Source organism: Gordonia sp. NPDC003504, assembly GCF_053587995.1.
Genome location: NZ_JBSFPC010000008.1, coordinates 164,689 through 183,323 on the forward strand (window position 1 = coordinate 164,689; position 18,635 = coordinate 183,323).

Consider the following 18,635-nt stretch of genomic DNA (forward strand, 5'->3'; position numbering starts at 1 on the left):
CCCGCCCAGGTTCCGCCTCAGGTCCGTTCGACCGGCGAGTGATACGGCGCGGGTGAGGTGACGGTCGGTGTACCGGTCTTGTCCAATTGTGCGGCGAGCCGCGTCGGCAGGGTCATCCCGCCCGGAAAGCGGTGCCAGCCCTTCCGGTCGTACAACCGGGTGCCGGCCCAGCCCAGCAGCGCACCGATCGCCAGTCCGATGAAGATCTGGATGATCGACCGGCCGAGCCCCGCCGACCAGTCGGCGTCGAAATAGAGGATGGCGCGTACCCCGAGGTAGATCAGGTGCATCGGTTCGACCGCGGCGATCCAGGTGAACACGCGTGGACTGGCCTCGAGCGGCACCGTGCCACCCGAGGAGGGCAGCCCCAGGATGACGAAGAAGATGAGGTTGAGGATGAGGCCGGGATTGCCGAACACGGCCATCATCGCACTCGCCGACACGCCCACCGCGAAGATCGCCAGGACCGAGAACGCCCACAGGCTGAAGGCATTGGGCAACGATGTGCCGACGAGCGTGCACACCCCGATGAACAGCGCCGACTGCACGAACGCGATGAGCGCCATGACGACCCACTTGGCGGCCAGTGTGCCCCACCGCGAGATCGCCAGCCGTACGCGCAGTTGGTAGAACGGCCCGAACTCGATGGGCGTCTGGCCCAGGATGGCGTCGACGACGATGCTCACCATCATCGCTCCGGTGAATCCGGCCAGGACGAGCAACAGGGTGAAGTAGAACGCGGACAACCCGTTGGCCGACCCGGACGGCAGCGGCGACGGTTCGATGACCGACACCTCGACCGGTTGCCACAGGGCGAGTTGTGCCGCACCGGAGAAGGCCACGTCGGCCTTGGCCAGTTGTTCCCGCACGGTGTCGGTGAGTTGCCCGCCCATCTGCTCGTTGACCGCCGTCGACACCCGCTCGGCGAAGGTCGTGGTGACCGCCGAGGCGAAGGTGCCCGAGCCGCGGTTGATGAAGACGTCGATGGCCACCGGTTCCGGCCGGGCCTGCAGCACGGCGGCTTTGCCGAGCGCGATGGTCGAGTTGGTGAAGTTGGGCCCGATGAAGACCACGCCGTACACCCGCCCGCTGTTGAGCTCGTTCAGCGCGGAGGTGCGGTCGGTCCGATGGACCGAGATCCCACTCTCGGCGGCACTGGTCACGATGCCGTCGGCCACCTGGTCGCCGTAGTTGACCTTCGTGGAGGTGCCGTCACCGTTGTCGAGTGTGCCGCCGCTGTCCTCGTCGACCATCGCGATCGGGAAATCGTGCAGGTTCTTCTCGGGATCGGCGATGGCGCCCATGTACAGCGCCGCCATGAACGACATGATGACCACCACCAGCAGGAGCGGTAGGAGCCAGAAGCGCGGCGATCCCAGTACCTCGGCGATGGTGGTGGCCACCGACGCGTCCCGTTCGACCCCGGCGTGCTCACCGAGGTCCGCCGTGTCATCGGCCTCGACTGATTCGTGCCTGCCCATCGACCGCCCTCCCTGTAGAATCCATGCCCGGTGGAACCCCTGTGCGCCGGCCCGAGGAGCTCTCAGAAGCCCATGCGGCCCAACTGTTTCGGGTCGCGTTGCCAGTCCTTGGCCACCTTCACATGCAGGTCGAGGTAGACCTTCACCCCCAACAGTGCCTCGATCTGCCGACGCGCCACGGTGCCGACCTCCTTGAGTCGCGCACCCTTGCGTCCGATGATGATGCCCTTCTGACTGTCACGTTCGACGTACAGAATGGCATGGACGTCAACCATCTCCGGCTGATCGGGGCCCCGATCGTCGCGCGGGATGATCTCCTCGATGACCACCGCCAGCGAATGCGGCAGTTCGTCGTGGACTCCCTCGAGCGCGGCCTCGCGGATGAATTCCGCCATCAGCACCTGCTCGGGCTCGTCGGTGAGCTCGCCCTCCGGATAGAACGCGGGCCCCGGCTCCATCAGCGACACCAGCACGTCGGTGAGCACGTCGATCTGCTTTCCCGACTTCGCCGAGACCGGGACCACCTCGGATTCCGGTCCCAGCAGTTCCGAGAGCGCCATCAGTTGGGTGGCGACCTGCTCTCGTCCCACCCGGTCGATCTTGGTGACGATGCCGATCACGGTGGTGCGCGGCGCCATCTCCCGGACCTGCGTGATGATCCACCGGTCCCCCGGTCCGATCTTCTCGTCGGCGGGTACGCAGATGCCGATCACGTCGACCTCGGAGTAGGTGTCGCGAACGAGGTCGTTGAGCCGTTGTCCGAGCAGTGTGCGCGGACGATGCAGGCCCGGGGTGTCGACGAGGATCAGTTGTGCATCGGGACGATTGACGATGCCCCGGATGGTGTGGCGGGTGGTCTGCGGCCGATTGGAGGTGATCGCGACCTTCTCACCGACCAGCGCGTTGGTGAGCGTCGACTTGCCGGTGTTGGGTCGTCCCACGAAACAAACGAAGCCGGAACGGAATTCGGTCATCGGCCGGCACCCAGCCGGTCCTGCACGCCGCCGGCGGCGTCGGTGATGATGAGATCCGCCGACGGGCTGATCTCGGCGAGCGTCGCCCGGCCCGGATCGTCGGGATCGCCACCGATCACGACGGCCGCCTCGAACGACTCGGCGCCACTGGACAGTGCGGTGGCCACGGCGACCTGCAACGCCGACAGCGACAGCGTCGTCGCCGCGATGTCCGCCCCGGCATAGGTGCGACCGTCGCCGTCCCGAACCGCCGCGCCGGTGGCCGATTGCGCCCGGCCGCGGGCTCCGCGGGCGAGCACGACCAGCTTCTGGTCCTCGTCGCTCAGTGGTTCGTGGGTGCGCGCTTCGGTCACATCGCCTCCTTGCGTTGTCTCGACGACCCGGCGTATTCGTCACGACGGTGGCCGTTGCCACCCGACCGCGACCGCTCCGCCCGGCCCGTTCCGGGGGCCTCATGCTCCTCGGCTCTTGCCTCGTCATCATCGGTGGCCCCGGCGTCCTCCTCGGATCGGGTCGCCAGCACCGTCGTGATGCGTTGACGCCCTTGCCGGTTGGGCCCTCCCTCGGCCACCAGGTCCAATCCGTGTGAACTCACGCGCGCCCCGGGCAGCGGTACCCGGCCCAACTCCAGGCCGACGAGCCCGCCGACGGTTTCCACATCCAGTTCGTCGTCGTCGATGTCGATGTCGAAGAGCTCGCCGAGGTCGTCGACGGGCAGTCGCGCCGACACCCGGTAGGTTCCGTCACCGAGATCCTCGATGGGGGCGACCTCACCGGAGTCGTACTCGTCGGTGATCTCCCCGACGATCTCCTCGAGCACGTCCTCGATGGTGACCAGGCCGGCGATCCCGCCGTACTCATCGACCAGCAGCGCCATGTGATTGTGGGTGCGGCGCATGTCCTCCAGCACCCGGTCGAGCGGTTTGGAGTCCGGGATGAATTCGGCCGGGCGCATCACATCGGCGACCGAAACCGCCCGCGCGTCGTCACCGGCTAGTGATCGCTCCACGAGATCCTTGAGGTAGACCACGCCGAGCACGTCGTCGGGGTTCTCCCCGATGACGGGTATTCGCGAATGTCCGCTGCGCACCGCGAGACTCGTCGCCTGCATCGCACTCTTGTCCCGTTCGATCCACACCATCTCCGGGCGCGGCACCATCACCTCGCGGGCGTTGGTGTCGCCGAGTTCGAAAACGGACTGGATCATCCGACGTTCGTCGGCGGCCACCACTCCGCTCGCCTCGGCGAGATCGACGACCTCGCGGAGCTCGACCTCGGTGGCGAACGGCCCGTTGCGGAATCCCTTGCCGGGGGTCAGTGCGTTTCCGATCAGGATCAGTAGCCGGGTGACCGGCCGCAGCAGCACACCGACGATTTGCAACAGTGGCGCGGCGGCCAGCGCGATTGTGTACGCGTGCTGACGGCCCAGGGTGCGCGGGCCGACCCCGGCAGCGACATAGGAGACCACCGCCATGCCGACGATGGTGGCCACCAAGCCCCAGCCGACGCCGAGTTCCTCGACGAGGACGACGGCGATCAACGCGACCGCCGCGGTCTCGCACACCACCCGCAGCAGCACCGCGAGCCCCACGTAGGTGGCGCGTGATGACAGCACCCGCATCAGCCGTACCGCACCGGCGCGTCGTTCCTTGACCATGTCCTCGACACGGGCGATCGACACCGTCGACACCGCCGTGTCGACGGCGGCGAACAGACCACTGATGCCGACGAGGACGACCGCGCCGATGACGAACCAGGTGTATTGCGAGGCGGTCACTGCTTGTCCGGGCCCGTGTGCGGTCCGCGCACCGAACCCTCGTCACCTCCCGCGTCGGTGAAGCCGATGTTGGTCAGGAGTCGGGTGTCGCGGTCGGATTGCCGCTGCTGCTGCGCCTGACGGTGCCGCTCGTCGTAGAAGCGCTCGAGCAGTTGGTTCTGCAGCCCGAACATCTCCTTCTCCTCCTTGGGTTCGGCATGGTCGTAGCCGAGGAGATGCAAGACACCGTGGATGGTCAGCATCGCCAGTTCGTGATCGAGTGACCGTCGGGCCTCGCGGGCCTGCTTGGCCGCGAACTCCGGGCACAGCACGATGTCACCGAGGATCGCCGGGCCGGGGTCGGCGGCGTCGGGACGACCGCCCGGCACGAGCTCGTCCATCGGGAAGCTCATCACATCGGTCGGTCCGGGCAGATCCATCCACTGCACATGCATGTCGGCCATGGTCGCCTCGTCGACGCATAGCACCGACAGTTCCGCACCGGGATGCACATCCATTGCCTCCACGGCGAAACGTGCTGCGGCAAGGACCAATTCGGCGGGAACGTCGACGCCCGACTCGTTGGCGAATTCGATGGTCATGACCGCCGCCCCTGGTTGGCCGCCCGTCGGGCGGCCCGGTTACCGCCTCCGATCCGGTCGGAATCACGAAGTCTGCCACCGCGTTCGGCCTCCTCGGCGCGGCCGTAGGCGTCGACGATGTCGGCGACGAGCCGGTGGCGCACCACGTCGGCGCTGGTGAGGGTGGCGAAGTGGATGTCGTCGATACCGTCGAGGATCTGCGACGCGGCCACCAGGCCGCTGCGCGCACCGCCGGGCAGATCGACCTGGGTGGTATCACCGGTGACGACCACCTTGGAACCAAAACCCAAGCGCGTCAGGAACATCTTCATCTGTTCGCCGGTGGTGTTCTGCGCCTCGTCGAGGATGATGAAGGCATCATTGAGGGTGTTGTGCGTGAGCAGGAAGTCTTCGGTGACATATAGCGAATCCTCGGCGGCGACACGGATACAGACGGCCTCCTCGGTACCTGCGGGCTCGATGCTCTCGATGTAGCGCCTCGGCTGTTTATGGCCGGCACGTGCGTACTCCGCTGCCCTGTCCGGCGAACGGAATGGCGCAAGTTGCTCGGGCAACCCGATGTCAAGAACGTCACCCTTGACCCCGTCGAGGTCACGGGTATGTCGATCGACGACTCCGCCGAGGGACCGGACCAGGAATGCCATGTGATCGAGCCGTTGTGCCGACCGGCCGCGATACCGCACCACGACCGAGTCCGCCGACGCCTCCACCGACCCGTCACGGTCGAGCATTCCCTGCAGCACGCCCAACCTGACGGCGGGGCTGTTGAGGAGATACTCGTCGGGAATGCCGCGCTCGCCCGGCGCCAGGCCGAGCTGATAGGGATCGGTCATGACCGGCCGCGCATCGAATTCGACCGGGGCATCGAGTACCGGCAGCTCGTATCGATGACCGTGCGCCGCATGGAGATTGCCGATCATCTCCTTGGTCTCCAGAACCCGGGGGCCCTTGCCGCGGCGTCGATCCGATCGTGTGTACACCGACCAGAGGTGATCGGTGGAGCACAGTGTCGACGATCCGTCCTGAGTCGTCACGCGGACGATGTCCTTGAATCCCTGCGGGTACACACCGAGGACCTCGGTGGGTGTGCCGTTCGAGCCGATCACCTGGTCGCCCACCACCAACTCGCCGATGGCGCGGAAACCGTGCGGGGTCGCAACCTTGGTGGTCAACGGTTGTGCGCGACCACGCATATATGCCAGCGGTGCCACCTCGATGACCCCCGCAGCCATCAGCTTCGGGATCGACTCGGGATCCATCATGTCGTGCAGCGCGTCGTACAAGGGCCGCAGATACGGATCGATCTTCTCGCTGAGCGTGCCGGGCAGGAAGCCGAGTCGTTCGCCCGCCTCGACCGCCGGCCGGGTGAGGATGATCCGGTTGACGCTCTTGGACTGCAAAGCCTGGACGGCCTTGGCCATCGCGAGATAGGTCTTGCCGGTACCGGCCGGGCCGAGGCCGAACACGATGGTGTTGTTGTCGATGGCGTCGACGTAGCGTTTCTGGTTGAGCGTCTTGGGCCGAATCGTCTTGCCGCGCCGCGACAAGATATCCAGCGACAACACGTCCGCGGGAGACTCTCCCGATCCCTGCGACATCATCGAGACACTGTGGCGGACCAGATCCGGGGTCAGCGGCGTGCCACGACCGACGAGATCGACCAACTCGGCCAGGACCCTCTCGGAGACCGCGACATCGGCGGAGGTACCGCGCAGTGTCACCTGATTACCGCGCACGTGGATGTCGGCGGGCAGGAGTTGCTCCAGCGTCCGCAGGTTCACATCGCTGGTGCCGAGAAGCCCGAACACCACCTCGGAGGGGACGTCGATGTTGGAGGTGACCACAGGTCTGCCCGTTTCGTTGCCACGCGTCGTCGCGCTCACGTCGGGGTTGTCGTCACTCACGTATCAGATCACTCCTGGCTGTCGGGTCTGCGATGTCGGTTCTGCCATGCGGCAATGCCCTAGTGTATCCCGCGTCAACCGCTGATCAGCGACCCATTATTCCGATCGCGGACGCTCGATGAGGACATGAGCGCCGTCAACGGAGTGGCGAGCGCCGTCAGTGACGTGGGAGGCGCTGTCAACGTGCAGCCGAGCGCTGTCGGGGACGGTCAGAGCCCGAGAGCACGGATCGTCTGGCGATTGCACACGCTGCGCGGATCGACGAAGGCGTCGTGGCCTTCATCGGCGACCACCACCAGTTCCACCGACTGACCACGCTCCCCGACGGCGCGGACGTACTCGCGGGCCAACTCGACGGGGATGGCGGTGTCCTTGTCGCCGTGGATCACCACGACGTGGGCGTCGAACGGCTCCTGATGCATGGGCGACGCCGCCCGGTAGCGGTCCGGGGCCTGATCGAAGGGTCGTCCCATCAATGCGCACACCGATTCGCGGCCGACCTGCCCGGCCGCCACCAGATCGAGCGCGGCACCCTGGGCGACGACGGTGGTGATCCGAGCCTTCTGCGTGTGCGCCCGCAGCTGGACCGTGGCCCAGATCGCGAGTTGCCCACCGGCCGAATGTCCCACCACCGCAACCGAATTCCAATCCACCCGATGCGCCACCGCTTCTGGGAGCCGATCGCGGACCGCGTCGTCGAACGCCCGGATCGCGGCGACGACGTCACGGCCGGTGTTGGGCCAGCCGCCACCGTCCTCGCCGACGCGGCGGTATTCGATGTTCCAGACCAGCGCGCCGCGTTCGGCGTACTGCCGGGCGATCGCCGACTCGATGGTCAGACCGAATTCCGTCGTCCAGTAACCACCGTGGATCAGCACGACCGGACGCATCACCGCGGGGAGGTCGGCCTCCTCGAGAGGGTGATAGATGTGCCCGAACTGCGACGGATGCTCGCCGTAGGCAACGCGCGTGCGATGCACCGCGCAACGCCGCACGCTCACCGCGCCCACCGGTGGGTGAGCACGCCGATCGCGCCGAGCGCCACCGCCGCCGCGGTGGAGGTCCGCAGGACCTCGGGCCCCAGCAGCACCGATTGTCCGCCGAGCGCGGTGAGGTCGGCGATCTCGGCGTCGTCGAGCCCGCCCTCCGGCCCGACCACCAACATGATCTCGGGGGCGTCGGCGCCGATCGCGTCGCGCAGCGAAGTCGTCGCATCCTCGTGCAGCACGGCCACCGATCCGCCGGCCGCGATGATGTCGGCGGCACGTGCCCGGATGTCGGTGGTCGTCGCGAGGTCGGTGACCTCGGGAATCCAGGCGCGTCGGCTTTGTTTGGCCGCCGCCGACGCCGCCGCCCGCCACTTGGCGACACCCTTGTCGGCCTTCCCCGCCCAGCGCGACACGCAGCGCACCGATTGCCACGGCACGATCCGATCGACGCCGGCCTCGGTGGCGAGGTCGACGGCGAGCTCGGAACGTTCCGACTTCGGTAAGGCCTGTACCACGGTGACCACCGGTCGCGGACGGTCGGTGAAGTCGAAGCGGCGGACCACCGCGGTCAGCGTGTCCTTGCCGTGCACCTCGGATACCTCGCAGGTCCCCACGGAGCCGGCCCCGTCGCCGAGCGCGATGACCTCTCCGGGGTTGACGCGAGCGACCGTGACCGCGTGGCGACCCTCCGGGCCGGTCAATGTGGCGGTCGAGCCGGCGGGCGGAACCTCGTCGATCCAGAACAGCGGCGGACTCACGCGAGCCCGATCAGCGTCCGGCGAAGGCGTTGCGCAGACGCGAGAACAGCCCACCGGGGGCGGCCGCCGCCGACGTCGTCACCAGATCGATGGAGTCGTCGGACGCCTCACGCAACGCGGCGAGGGCCTCCGACTGTGCTTGGCTGAGTTTGGTCGGCACGGTCACGTCGAGGTGGATGTGCAGGGTGCCGCGCACACCGGTGTTCACGTGCGGCATGCCCTGGCCACGCAGCTTCACGACCTGGCCGGGCTGTGTGCCGGGTTCGATGGTCACCGTGGTGGTGTCGCCGAGAATCGTCGGGATGTCGAAGCTGCCGCCGAGCGCGGCCTCGGCGATGGGTACCCGAAGGGTGGCGTGCAGGTCGTCCTTGTCGCGGATGAACACCTCGTGCGGGCGTTCGCTGATCTCGACGTAGAGGTCGCCGGCGGGACCGCCGCCGAGGCCGATCTCGCCCTGTCCGGCCAGTCGCACGCGCATGCCGCTCTCGATGCCCGCCGGGATGCGGACGGTCATGGTGCGGCGCGACCGCACGCGCCCATCCCCACCACACTTGTGGCAGGGATCCGGGATGATCTCACCGGTGCCGTGGCAGGTCGGGCATTCGCGGACGGTCATCACCTGGCCGAGCAGCGACCGCTGCACCGCCTGGATCTCACCCGCGCCGCGGCAGGTGTCGCAGGTGACGGCCTTGGAATCACCGTTGGTGCCGGCGCCGTGGCACACATCGCAGAGGATGGCGGTGTCGACGGTGATCTCCTTGTTGACCCCGGACGCACATTCCTCGAGGTCGAGTTCGACGGTGACCAGCGCCGGTTCGCCGGGCTGCACCCGCGAACGCGGACCACGGTTACCACCGAAACCGCTTCCGAACCCACCGCCGGACCCGAAGAACGCCTCGAACACGTCGCCGAGGCCGCCGCCGCCGAAATTTCCGCCGAAGCCACCTGCTCCCGGACCGGCCAGCGGATCACCGCCGGCATCGACGATGCGACGCTTGTCCGGGTCGCTGAGCACCTCGTATGCGGTGGTGACCTCCTTGAAACGCTCCTCCTCGTTCGGATTCACGTCGGGATGCAGCTCGCGGGCCTTCTTGCGATAGGCGCGCTTGATCTCCTGGTCGGTCGCCCCCTGGGCCACGCCCAGGATTCCGTAGTAATCAGTTGCCACGGTCGTCTCGGTCCTTCGTCCTCACACACTCACGTTTGTTTCACCGGCCGGCCTCGCACGCGCGTCCCTGCGCGGCGGCCCGGGGTATACGGCCCCTGTGGTCACACCGGCTCGGTCGCACCGGGTGGGTCCCACCGGGAGGCCGCTCACCGCTCGGCGAGTACCTCGCCCACGTACTTTGCAACGGCGGCCACCGACGCGATGGTTCCCGGATAGTCCATGCGGGTGGGTCCGACGACACCCACACCGCCGAACACGGTGCCCGAAGCACCGTACCCCGTCGACACCACCGACGTTCCACGCAGGTTCTCGGTCTGGGTCTCCTCGCCGATCTGCACGGTCACCCGACCCATACGTTGGCTGGTGGCGAGCAGTTTGAGCACCACCACCTGCTCTTCCAGCGCTTCGAGGACGGAATCCATTCCGCCGTTCACCGGCGCGAAGTCGGCCGCCGCCCGGGCCAGGTTCGAGGTCCCCGAGAGCACCACGCGGTCTTCGCCGCGTTCGACGAGCGTCTCCACGAGCACCGTCGCGACGTTGACCGTGGCGTCGCGGATATCGGCCGGGGCGGAATTGGCCAGTTCCGCGACCGACACCGAGGCCTCCTCCAGCCGCTTGCCGTGCAGCGCGGTGGAGAACATGTCACGCAGCCGCACGATGTCGGACTCATCGAGGTCCTGCGCGAGGGCAACCATGCGTTGTTCGACCCGGCCGGTGTCGGTGATGACGATCAGCAGCAGCCGCGACGGCGACACCGTGATGACCTCGAGGTGACGGACCGTCGCGGTGGACAGCAGCGGGTACTGGATGACCGCGACCTGCCGGGTCAGTTGGGCGAGCAGGCGCACCGATCGGCGCAGCACGTCGTCGAGGTCGACTCCGGAGTCCAGGACCGACAGGATGGCGCGGCGTTCGGCCGCCGAGAGCGGCTTGACCTCGCTGATGCGGTCGACGAACATCCGATAGCCCTTGTCGGTGGGCACCCGACCGGAACTGGTGTGCGGCTGAGCGATGTATCCCTCCGCCTCGAGGACAGCCATATCGTTGCGTACCGTCGCGCTGGACACCCCGAGCGCGTGCCGCTCCACGAGCGCCTTCGAGCCGATCGGTTCCTGCGTCGACACGAAGTCGGTGACGATCGCCCGCAGGATCTCGAACCGCCGGTCATCGGTGGTCGACACGGCTGGACCTCCTCTCGAACCCGCTGCTGGCCTACAGTGAGTGAGTTCCATTCTACGAAACCGCAGCACGAAGTCCGGTGCGGGCGAATCTCGGCGGTTCACCCCGGCGCGTCGCCCGACACCGACGGCAGGCAGGAAGAGTCGCGATGATCTTCAAGGGGGTCCGGGAGGGCAAGCCCTATCCCGACCATGGGGTGTCCCATCGCGGCTGGGCGACGATCCCGCCCCGCCAGTTCCGCCTCGACGAACTGATCACCGTGACCACCGTGTTGGCGCTCGACAAACTGCTCAGCGAGGATTCCACCTTCTACGGCGATCTGTTCTCGCATGTGGTGCGCTGGAACGGGGACCTCTATCTCGAGGACGGTCTGCACCGCGCCGTGCGGTCGGCGTTGCGCAATCGCACCATCATCCACGCCCGCATGCTCGACCTCGACGCACTGGACATGCGGCCCGGCGCGCCGTCGATCGATGAACAGCTCGCGGTCACCGACGAGTTGCCGCCCACCCGCGACACCACACCCCCACTGAGAGACATCTCGGGTGGTGGTTCGCATCGTCGGGCGACGCGCAGCACCGGGTGGACACCGCCGCAGCGCTGGTGACCGAACACCCGAATCCGCTTCAGCCCCAGAGGATCTGACGCACCACCCGGTCGGCGACCAGTCGTCCGGCATCGGTCAGCCGAACCCGGTCGGTGTCGGTCGCGAGGTGGCCCTCGACCCGTGCCCGGTGCGCCCGTCGCAGTTCGTCGGCGCCGAGATCATCATCGGCAGACAATCCCTCGCGACAACGCAGTCGCAGCATCACCGCTTCGACATGCTTGTCATCGGCAGCGAGAACCTCATGATCGTCGGCCGGGAACCGCCCCGCATCGAGGCTCTGGGCGTAGCGCGCCGGATGCTTGAGGTTCCACCACCGGACACCGTTGACGTGCGAATGCGCGCCCGGTCCGACACCCCACCAGTCGTGGCTGTGCCAATAGGCCTGATTGTGCCGGCACTCCGCACCGTCGCCGCGGGACCAGTTCGACACCTCGTACCAGTCGAAACCGGCGTCGCGCAGTCGCCGGTCCAGACGCAGATACCGGTCGGCGAGGACATCGTCGTCGGGTGCCGGGAGTTCCCCGCGCCGTACTCGGCGGGCCAGCGCCGTGCCGTCCTCGACGATCAGCGCATACGCCGACACGTGATCGACCGGTGTCGACAGGACAGCGTCGAGGCTGAGGTCGAGATCGGCGTCGGTCTCGCCGGGCGTGCCGTAGATGAGGTCGAGATTGACGTGGACGAAACCCGCCGACGCCGCCTCCCGCGCCGCGGCCACCGCACGGCCCGGGGTATGTGTGCGATCCAGGGTGGCCAGCACGTGCGGCGCCGCCGACTGCATACCCAGCGAGATGCGCGTGAACCCGGCACGCAGCAACCCGTCGAAGAACTCCGGCGACGTCGATTCCGGGTTGGCTTCGGTGGTGATCTCGGCACCGTCGGTGAGATCGAAGTGGCGGCGCACCGCATCGAGAAGCCGGGTCAGTCCGTCGGCGCCCAGCAGCGACGGGGTGCCCCCGCCGACGAAGATCGTCGACACCGGGCGCGACGGCCGCATCGTGGCCGCCGCGAGGGCCAGTTCGCGTTCAACGGCGGTGAACCAGGACTCCGGCGACGCCGAACTGCCCAGCTCACCGGCGGTGTAGGTGTTGAAGTCGCAGTAGCCGCAGCGCGAGGCGCAGAACGGGACGTGCAGGTACAGACCCAGCGGCGCGGCCGGGTCGACGGCCTCACAGGCCGCGTGGACCTCGGCCGGGATCGCCGGGACGGAAGTGCTCGTCACGCCTCCATGATGCGCGCCCGGACCGTCGGCGACCCAATCGCGACGCGGGGAATACCGGCGGCGCGGGCCGCCTTGCCCCTCATATCGCTGTGATGGCGACCCGTGCCGGCTCGGCCGGATCACCGGTGGCGATGTCGCTGCGGGGCGAGTTTGCCTCATCGTGGTCAAAAGTATTCCCAAGTAGACGCAAGGCGGATGGACGTGGCACTATGGACCGCGTGAATTTCCCCGGGGTGTGGCTCGCCGCTCGGCGCCACGTCGATCTCAAGCGCGTCTGCAGCGCTACCTGTCGTCCTTAGACGACGTCCGGCCCCGGAGAGTCCCCGCATTCTGTACGCGGGGTGCCGCCACGTCACAGCCCAAGACCGTGCGATAGCCGGTGCATGCGTGTGCCGGCCCAGGAGAATTCATGACGTCCACCACAGACATCACCGCGACCGGGGATTACGGCTCATCCGAGAAGCCCACGCCGCCGCGGGCCGCTCCCACCGCCCGGGCTCGTGCCGCCACCGACTCGGCGGCTACAGCAGGCGAACGCCCCGCACGCAAGAAGGCCCGCCCGGCCAAGCGTCGCGCGGAAGGCCAGTGGAAGCTCGGCTACCGCGAACCCCTCAATCCCAATGAGCAGGTCAAGAAGGACGACAACCCGCTCAACGTCCGCGCGCGTATCGAGAACATCTACTCCAAGCAGGGCTTCGACTCGATCGACAAGCAGGATCTGCGAGGCCGGATGCGCTGGTGGGGTCTCTACACCCAGCGCGCCGAGGGTTACGACGGCACCTGGACCGGCGACGAGAACATCGACATCCTCGAGGACAGCCACTTCATGATGCGCATCCGCTGCGACGCGGGCGCCCTCAACGTGAAGCAGCTGCGCACCCTCGGTCAGATCTCCACCGAATTCGCCCGCGACACCGCCGATCTCTCCGACCGCGAGAACGTGCAGTATCACTGGATCCGGATCGAGGACGTACCCACCATCTGGGAGCGGATCGAGGGCGTCGGACTCAAGACCACCGAGGCCTGCGGTGACTGCCCGCGCATCATCCTGGGGTCCCCGCTGGCCGGCGAGGCCGTCGACGAGGTCCTCGACCCGACCCCGGCGATCGACGAGATCGTCCGCCGCTACATCGGTGACCCGCAGTACTCGAACCTGCCCCGCAAGTTCAAGACCGCCATCTCGGGTCTGCAGGACGTGTCGCACGAGACCAACGACATCGCCTTCATCGGCGTGAACCACCCCGAACACGGCCCCGGTCTGGACCTGTGGGTGGGCGGTGGGCTGTCGACGAATCCGATGCTGGCCCAACGGGTCGGCGCCTGGATTCCGCTCGACGAGGTCCCCGACGTGTGGGAGGCCGTGGTCTCGATCTTCCGCGACTACGGCTACCGTCGCCTGCGCACCAAGGCACGCCTGAAGTTCCTGATCAAGGACTGGGGCATCGAAAAGTTCCGTCAGGTCCTCGAGGACGAGTACCTGGGACGCAAGCTGATCGACGGGCCGGCCCCGGAACCGTTGACGCAACCCCGCGACCACGTCGGTGTGCAGAAACTCAAGAACGGCCTCAACTCGGTCGGTTTCGCCGCCATCGCCGGCCGCGTGACCGGCACCAAACTGACCGCGGTGGCCGACGCCGCGGAGCGGGCGGGTTCGGACCGCATCCGGTTCACCCCGTACCAGAAGCTGGTCGTTCTCGACGTCCCCGACGACAAGGTCGAGGAACTCATCGGCGACCTCGCGAAGCTGGGCCTGCAGGCGCGGGCGTCGAACTGGCGTCGAAACCTGATGGCCTGCAGCGGAATCGAGTTCTGCAAGCTGTCCTTCACCGAGACCCGTAAGCGTTCACAGGTCCTCGTCCCCGAACTCGAGGAGCGGCTGGCCGACATCAACGCCGACCTCGACGTGCCGATCACCGTCAACATCAACGGCTGCCCCAACTCGTGTGCGCGGTCCCAGATCGCCGACATCGGCTTCAAGGGTCAACTGATCGAGGACGGCGAGGGCGGACAGGCCGAGGGCTTCCAGGTCCATCTCGGCGGAAGCCTCGGCCAGGACGCCGGATTCGGCCGCAAGCTGCGTCAGCACAAGGTCGCCTCCTCCGAGATCGGCGACTACATCGACCGCGTGACGCGCAACTTCGTCGCCCAGCGTGAGCCCGCGGAGCGGTTCGCGCAGTGGGCGGTTCGCGCCGACGAGGAGGCACTGCGATGACCACCGGCACCACCACCCGCGCCACCAACGGGCGCCGGTTCAGCGAGGACGAACTGCGGACACTCGCCGAACGCGGTGCCGCCGAACTCGGACCCGACGCCACCCCGGAAGAGCTGTTCGCCTGGACCGCACGCACCTTCGGCACCAACTTCGTCGTCGCCTCCAACATGCAGGACGCCGCACTGGTCGACCTCGCGGTCAAGCACGTCGACCGCGACCTGATCGACGGTGACCCGGTGAAGGTCCTGTTCCTCGACACCGGCTATCACTTCGCCGAGACCATCGGCACCCGCGACGCCGTCGAGCAGGTCTACGGCGTCGAGATGGTCAACCTCACCCCCGAGCACAGTGTCGCCGAACAGGATGAACTGTTGGGCCGCAACCTGTTCGCCCGCGATCCGGGCGAATGCTGCCGACTGCGCAAGGTGGTTCCGCTGAAGGCCGGGCTGTCCGGCTACGACGCATGGGTGACCGGCATCCGCCGCGTCGAGGCGCCCACCCGCGCCAACGCGCCGCTCATCTCGTTCGACGAGGGTTTCGGCCTGGTGAAGATCAACCCGATCGCACCGTGGTCCGACGACGAGATGCAGGACTACATCGACGCCAACGGGGTGCTGGTCAATCCGCTGGTCGACGAAGGCTATCCGTCGATCGGTTGCGCCCCCTGCACCGCCAAACCCGAACCCGGATCCGATCCCCGCAGCGGCCGCTGGGCCGGCCGCGCCAAGACAGAATGTGGGCTGCACGCATCATGACCATCACCGAGACCACCGGCATCGAATCTCTCGAGGCCGACGACTTCAGTACCCTCGACACGCTCGAGTCCGAGGCCATCCACATCTTCCGCGAGGTCGCCGGCGAGTTCGAGCGTCCGGTGATCCTGTTCTCCGGCGGCAAGGACTCCACCGTCCTGCTGCACCTCGCACTCAAGGCGTTCTGGCCTGCGCCGCTGCCGTTCTCGCTGCTACACGTCGACACCGGGCACAACCTGCCCGAGGTGCTCGAGTTCCGCGATCAGGTCGTCGAACGACACGGCCTGCGTCTGCACGTCGCCAAGGTGGAGGACTACCTCGCCGACGGTCGGCTCACCGAACGTCCCGACGGTGTGCGCAACCCGCTGCAGACCATCCCGCTGCTCGATGCCATCACCGAGAACCGCTTCGACGCGGTCTTCGGCGGCGGCCGCCGCGACGAGGAACGCTCCCGCGCCAAGGAGCGGATCTTCTCGCTGCGCAACGCCTTCGGCCAGTGGGATCCGAAGCGTCAGCGCCCCGAGTTGTGGAACCTCTACAACGGCAGGCATGCGCCCGGCGAGCACGTCCGCGTGTTCCCGCTGAGCAACTTCACCGAACTCGACGTGTGGCGCTACATCGCCCGCGAGCAGGTGCTGTTGCCGTCGATCTACTACGCGCACGAGCGCGAGGTCTACCAGCGTGATGGCATGTGGATGACCGCCGGGGTGTGGGGCGGACCGCGTGATGGCGAAGCGGTGCAACGACTTTCGGTGCGATATCGCACCGTCGGCGACGGCTCGTCGACCGGCGCGGTGCTCTCGGATGCCACCACCAACGAGGCCGTGCTCGCCGAGGTCGCCGCGTCCCGGCTGACCGAACGCGGCGCCACCCGCGGCGACGACCGCGTCTCCGAGGCCGCCATGGAAGACCGCAAGCGCGAAGGATACTTCTGATGACCCACTCCCCCGACCTCCTCCGCATCGCCACCGCGGGCAGCGTCGACGACGGTAAGTCCACCCTGGTGGGCCGGCTGCTCTACGACACCAAATCCGTTCTCGCCGACCAGATCGACGCGGTCACCCGCGCCTCGGTGGACCGTGGCCTGCAGGGCCCGGACCTGTCGCTGCTCGTCGACGGACTGCGGGCCGAGCGTGAGCAGGGCATCACCATCGACGTGGCCTACCGCTACTTCGCCACGCCCGCACGGTCATTCGTGCTCGCTGATACCCCCGGCCACGTGCAGTACACCCGCAACACGGTGTCCGGCGCGTCGACCGCGCAACTGGTGATGTTGCTCGTCGACGCCCGCAACGGTGTCGTCGCCCAGACCCGCCGCCACGCCGCGGTGATGGCGCTGCTCGGCGTGCCGCAATTGGTGCTGGCGGTCAACAAGATCGACCTCGTCGACGACGCCGGGAGCGGAGCGAGCGGGTCGAATGACAGAGACGCGGCATCCGTTTTCGCCGAGATCTCCGCGGAGTTCGCCGAGCTGACCCATACGCTGGGCTGGTCGCCCGAACAGGTGCAGGCCATCCCGGTCTCGGCGCTGCACGGCGACAACGTCGCCACCCGATCGGACAAGACCCCGTACTACGACGGCCCGACGCTCATCGAGCATCTGGAGACCGTGCCGAACGTCACCGACCGCAAGCAGGTCGGACTGCGCTTCCCCGTGCAGTACGTGATCCGGCCGCGCACAGCGGAATTCCCGGATTACCGCGGCTACGCGGGTCAGATCGCCGCGGGCCGCGTGTCGGTGGGCGACGAGGTCGTCGTGCTGCCGTCGGGGGTGCGCACCACCGTCACCCAGATCGACACCGCCGACGGCCAGCTGGCGACCGCACACACCGGTCGCAGCGTCACGCTGTTGCTCGCCGACGACGTCGACATCTCCCGCGGTGATCTCATCGCTGCGGTCGCCGATGCTCCCGAACCCGCCCAGCAGTTCACCGCGACGGTGTGCTGGCTGGCGGACAAGCCGTTGCGGCCGGGTGCGCGGGTGCTGCTCAAGCACGGCACTCGCACCACCCAGGCTATCGTCGGCGCCCTCGACGCCCTTTTCGACGAGCAGAACCTGTCGGTGTCCGAGACACCGGACACCGTGGAGCTCAACCAGATCGGGCGTATCTCGATCCAGACCGCCGAGCCGATCCCGGCCGACGACTATCAGGTCAACCGCGAGTCGGGCAGCTTCCTGCTGATCGATCCGCAGGGCGGTAACACCCTCGCGGCGGGGCTCGTCGGCGACGCACTGGCCTCGTTGCACCTCAAAGAGCTGGTGTGAGTCCGACCCTTCTGCTGGTCGCCCACGGGAGCCGGGACCCACGTTTCGGCGACACCGCTCGGCGTGTGAGAGCGGCTGTCGCCCAGCAGCTTCCGCACGCCGAGGTGGTGTTGTCGTTCCTGGATCTCGACAGCCCGACGGTTTCCGAGTGCCTCACCGGACTCGGCGACGACCGTGAGATCATCGTCGTGCCGTTGCTGCTTGCGCCCGGTTACCACAGTGAGGTCGACCTGCCCGGGATCGTCGCCGAGGCCGACGCCGCCGCTTCGGTGACGATCACCGATGTCGTCGGTCGCACTTCGCTGACCGACGCACTGAGCGACCGCTTGCACGAGGCGGGCCCGCGGCCTGACGACGGGATCATCCTGACCGCGGTCGGCTCCACGAATCCGGCGGCCGAGTTACTCGTTCGACGCCGCGCCGTCGAACTGTCCACCCGGCTGCACCGCCCCGTCGACGTCGTCTTCGCCACCCGACTCGGCGGCGGAGACCGGTACCTGCGCAACGCCATTCGCCGCCTGAAGAAGGCCGGCGCCGCGCGGATCGCGGTGAGTCCCTACTTCCTGTCGGCCGGCCTGTTGACCGAACGCGTCGAGACCGCCCTGGACCGTCTCACCCCGGATTGCCTGGTGGCCGGTCCGATCGGTGCCCACCCGGCACTCGTCGATGCGGTGACCACCGCCTACCGTCGGCAAGCCTGGACAGGTATCTCCGTCCACTGACGGCGCTTCAGCGCTGACAGCGCTCACCTCAGCACTGTCAGCG

17 protein-coding genes are annotated in these 18,635 nt (G+C 67.6%); 6 read left to right on the top strand and 11 right to left on the bottom strand.

Annotation, left to right across the window (positions count from 1 at the left end; translation table 11 throughout):
* Window positions 1-17 precede the first annotated feature (17 nt).
* The 10 genes from ACWDPV_RS16130 to hrcA all read right to left on the bottom strand — a co-directional run bounded on the left by ACWDPV_RS16130 (window position 18) and on the right by hrcA (window position 10,813).
* The gene (locus tag ACWDPV_RS16130) at window positions 18-1,481 is read right to left on the bottom strand and encodes a DUF3533 domain-containing protein (protein WP_449743815.1); all 1,464 of its coding nucleotides are present in this window, start codon (window positions 1,479-1,481) and stop codon (window positions 18-20) included.
* Window positions 1,482-1,543: 62 nt separating this feature from the next.
* A complete protein-coding gene (gene era, locus ACWDPV_RS16135) occupies window positions 1,544-2,455 on the bottom strand; it encodes a GTPase Era (protein WP_449743816.1) in 912 nt (303 codons plus the stop codon).
* On the bottom strand, window positions 2,452-2,808 hold the full coding sequence (locus tag ACWDPV_RS16140; RefSeq protein ID WP_449743817.1) for a cytidine deaminase: 357 nt from the start codon (window positions 2,806-2,808) through the stop codon (window positions 2,452-2,454). The genes era and ACWDPV_RS16140 overlap by 4 nt, the downstream gene beginning before the upstream one ends.
* A complete protein-coding gene (locus ACWDPV_RS16145) occupies window positions 2,805-4,232 on the bottom strand; it encodes a hemolysin family protein (protein ID WP_449743818.1) in 1,428 nt (475 codons plus the stop codon). Before ACWDPV_RS16145 ends, ACWDPV_RS16140 begins: the two co-directional genes overlap by 4 nt.
* Complete coding sequence (ybeY, locus tag ACWDPV_RS16150) at window positions 4,229-4,813, bottom strand: rRNA maturation RNase YbeY (protein ID WP_449743819.1); 585 nt, start codon at window positions 4,811-4,813, stop codon at window positions 4,229-4,231. The genes ACWDPV_RS16145 and ybeY overlap by 4 nt, the downstream gene beginning before the upstream one ends.
* A complete protein-coding gene (locus ACWDPV_RS16155; RefSeq protein WP_449743820.1) occupies window positions 4,810-6,717 on the bottom strand; it encodes a PhoH family protein in 1,908 nt (635 codons plus the stop codon). The genes ybeY and ACWDPV_RS16155 overlap by 4 nt, the downstream gene beginning before the upstream one ends.
* 209 nt (window positions 6,718-6,926) lie before the next feature.
* Window positions 6,927-7,697, bottom strand: a complete 771-nt coding sequence (locus tag ACWDPV_RS16160; protein WP_348808097.1) for an alpha/beta hydrolase family protein — start codon at window positions 7,695-7,697, stop codon at window positions 6,927-6,929.
* A 17-nt stretch (window positions 7,698-7,714) separates the two neighbouring features.
* Window positions 7,715-8,464, bottom strand: coding sequence for a 16S rRNA (uracil(1498)-N(3))-methyltransferase (locus ACWDPV_RS16165; protein ID WP_449743821.1), 750 nt, complete (start codon window positions 8,462-8,464; stop codon window positions 7,715-7,717).
* Between the two features lie 10 nt (window positions 8,465-8,474).
* The gene (gene dnaJ, locus ACWDPV_RS16170; protein WP_348807934.1) at window positions 8,475-9,632 is read right to left on the bottom strand and encodes a molecular chaperone DnaJ; all 1,158 of its coding nucleotides are present in this window, start codon (window positions 9,630-9,632) and stop codon (window positions 8,475-8,477) included.
* Between the two features lie 146 nt (window positions 9,633-9,778).
* The gene (hrcA, locus tag ACWDPV_RS16175) at window positions 9,779-10,813 is read right to left on the bottom strand and encodes a heat-inducible transcriptional repressor HrcA (protein WP_348807933.1); all 1,035 of its coding nucleotides are present in this window, start codon (window positions 10,811-10,813) and stop codon (window positions 9,779-9,781) included.
* A gap of 146 nt (window positions 10,814-10,959) precedes the next feature.
* Here hrcA and ACWDPV_RS16180 point away from each other — a divergent pair, with 146 nt between their 5' ends.
* Entirely contained in the window at window positions 10,960-11,418 is a 459-nt protein-coding gene (locus ACWDPV_RS16180; RefSeq protein ID WP_348807932.1) for a type II toxin-antitoxin system VapB family antitoxin, read from the top strand.
* Window positions 11,419-11,437: 19 nt separating this feature from the next.
* On the opposite strand, the gene hemW is transcribed toward ACWDPV_RS16180, so the two are convergent.
* Window positions 11,438-12,640: a radical SAM family heme chaperone HemW gene (hemW, locus tag ACWDPV_RS16185; RefSeq protein ID WP_425476119.1), complete on the bottom strand. Its 1,203-nt coding sequence runs from the start codon at window positions 12,638-12,640 to the stop codon at window positions 11,438-11,440.
* Between the two features lie 409 nt (window positions 12,641-13,049).
* Here hemW and ACWDPV_RS16190 point away from each other — a divergent pair, with 409 nt between their 5' ends.
* Genes ACWDPV_RS16190 through ACWDPV_RS16210 form a run of 5 tightly spaced genes read left to right on the top strand, consistent with a single transcriptional unit; the run spans window position 13,050 to window position 18,592 of the window.
* Window positions 13,050-14,852 (top strand): nitrite/sulfite reductase, encoded by a 1,803-nt coding sequence (locus ACWDPV_RS16190; RefSeq protein ID WP_449743822.1) that lies wholly within the window; start codon window positions 13,050-13,052, stop codon window positions 14,850-14,852.
* Complete coding sequence (locus ACWDPV_RS16195) at window positions 14,849-15,607, top strand: phosphoadenylyl-sulfate reductase (protein ID WP_449743823.1); 759 nt, start codon at window positions 14,849-14,851, stop codon at window positions 15,605-15,607. The genes ACWDPV_RS16190 and ACWDPV_RS16195 overlap by 4 nt, the downstream gene beginning before the upstream one ends.
* Window positions 15,586-16,539, top strand: a complete 954-nt coding sequence (gene cysD, locus ACWDPV_RS16200) for a sulfate adenylyltransferase subunit CysD (RefSeq protein ID WP_449743824.1) — start codon at window positions 15,586-15,588, stop codon at window positions 16,537-16,539. Before ACWDPV_RS16195 ends, cysD begins: the two co-directional genes overlap by 22 nt.
* Complete coding sequence (locus tag ACWDPV_RS16205; protein WP_449743825.1) at window positions 16,539-17,870, top strand: sulfate adenylyltransferase subunit 1; 1,332 nt, start codon at window positions 16,539-16,541, stop codon at window positions 17,868-17,870. The genes cysD and ACWDPV_RS16205 overlap by 1 nt, the downstream gene beginning before the upstream one ends.
* Complete coding sequence (locus ACWDPV_RS16210) at window positions 17,867-18,592, top strand: sirohydrochlorin chelatase (RefSeq protein ID WP_449743826.1); 726 nt, start codon at window positions 17,867-17,869, stop codon at window positions 18,590-18,592. Before ACWDPV_RS16205 ends, ACWDPV_RS16210 begins: the two co-directional genes overlap by 4 nt.
* The last annotated feature ends 43 nt before the right edge of the window (window positions 18,593-18,635 follow it).

Coding starts and splice junctions, on each gene's coding strand:
- ACWDPV_RS16130 (WP_449743815.1), bottom strand. CDS start 1,481: ATGGGCAGGCACGAATCAGTCGAGGCCGATGACACGGCGGACCTCGGT.
- era (WP_449743816.1), bottom strand. CDS start 2,455: ATGACCGAATTCCGTTCCGGCTTCGTTTGTTTCGTGGGACGACCCAAC.
- ybeY (WP_449743819.1), bottom strand. CDS start 4,813: ATGACCATCGAATTCGCCAACGAGTCGGGCGTCGACGTTCCCGCCGAA.
- ACWDPV_RS16180 (WP_348807932.1), top strand. CDS start 10,960: ATGATCTTCAAGGGGGTCCGGGAGGGCAAGCCCTATCCCGACCATGGG.
- ACWDPV_RS16190 (WP_449743822.1), top strand. CDS start 13,050: ATGACGTCCACCACAGACATCACCGCGACCGGGGATTACGGCTCATCC.
- ACWDPV_RS16195 (WP_449743823.1), top strand. CDS start 14,849: ATGACCACCGGCACCACCACCCGCGCCACCAACGGGCGCCGGTTCAGC.
- cysD (WP_449743824.1), top strand. CDS start 15,586: ATGTGGGCTGCACGCATCATGACCATCACCGAGACCACCGGCATCGAA.
- ACWDPV_RS16205 (WP_449743825.1), top strand. CDS start 16,539: ATGACCCACTCCCCCGACCTCCTCCGCATCGCCACCGCGGGCAGCGTC.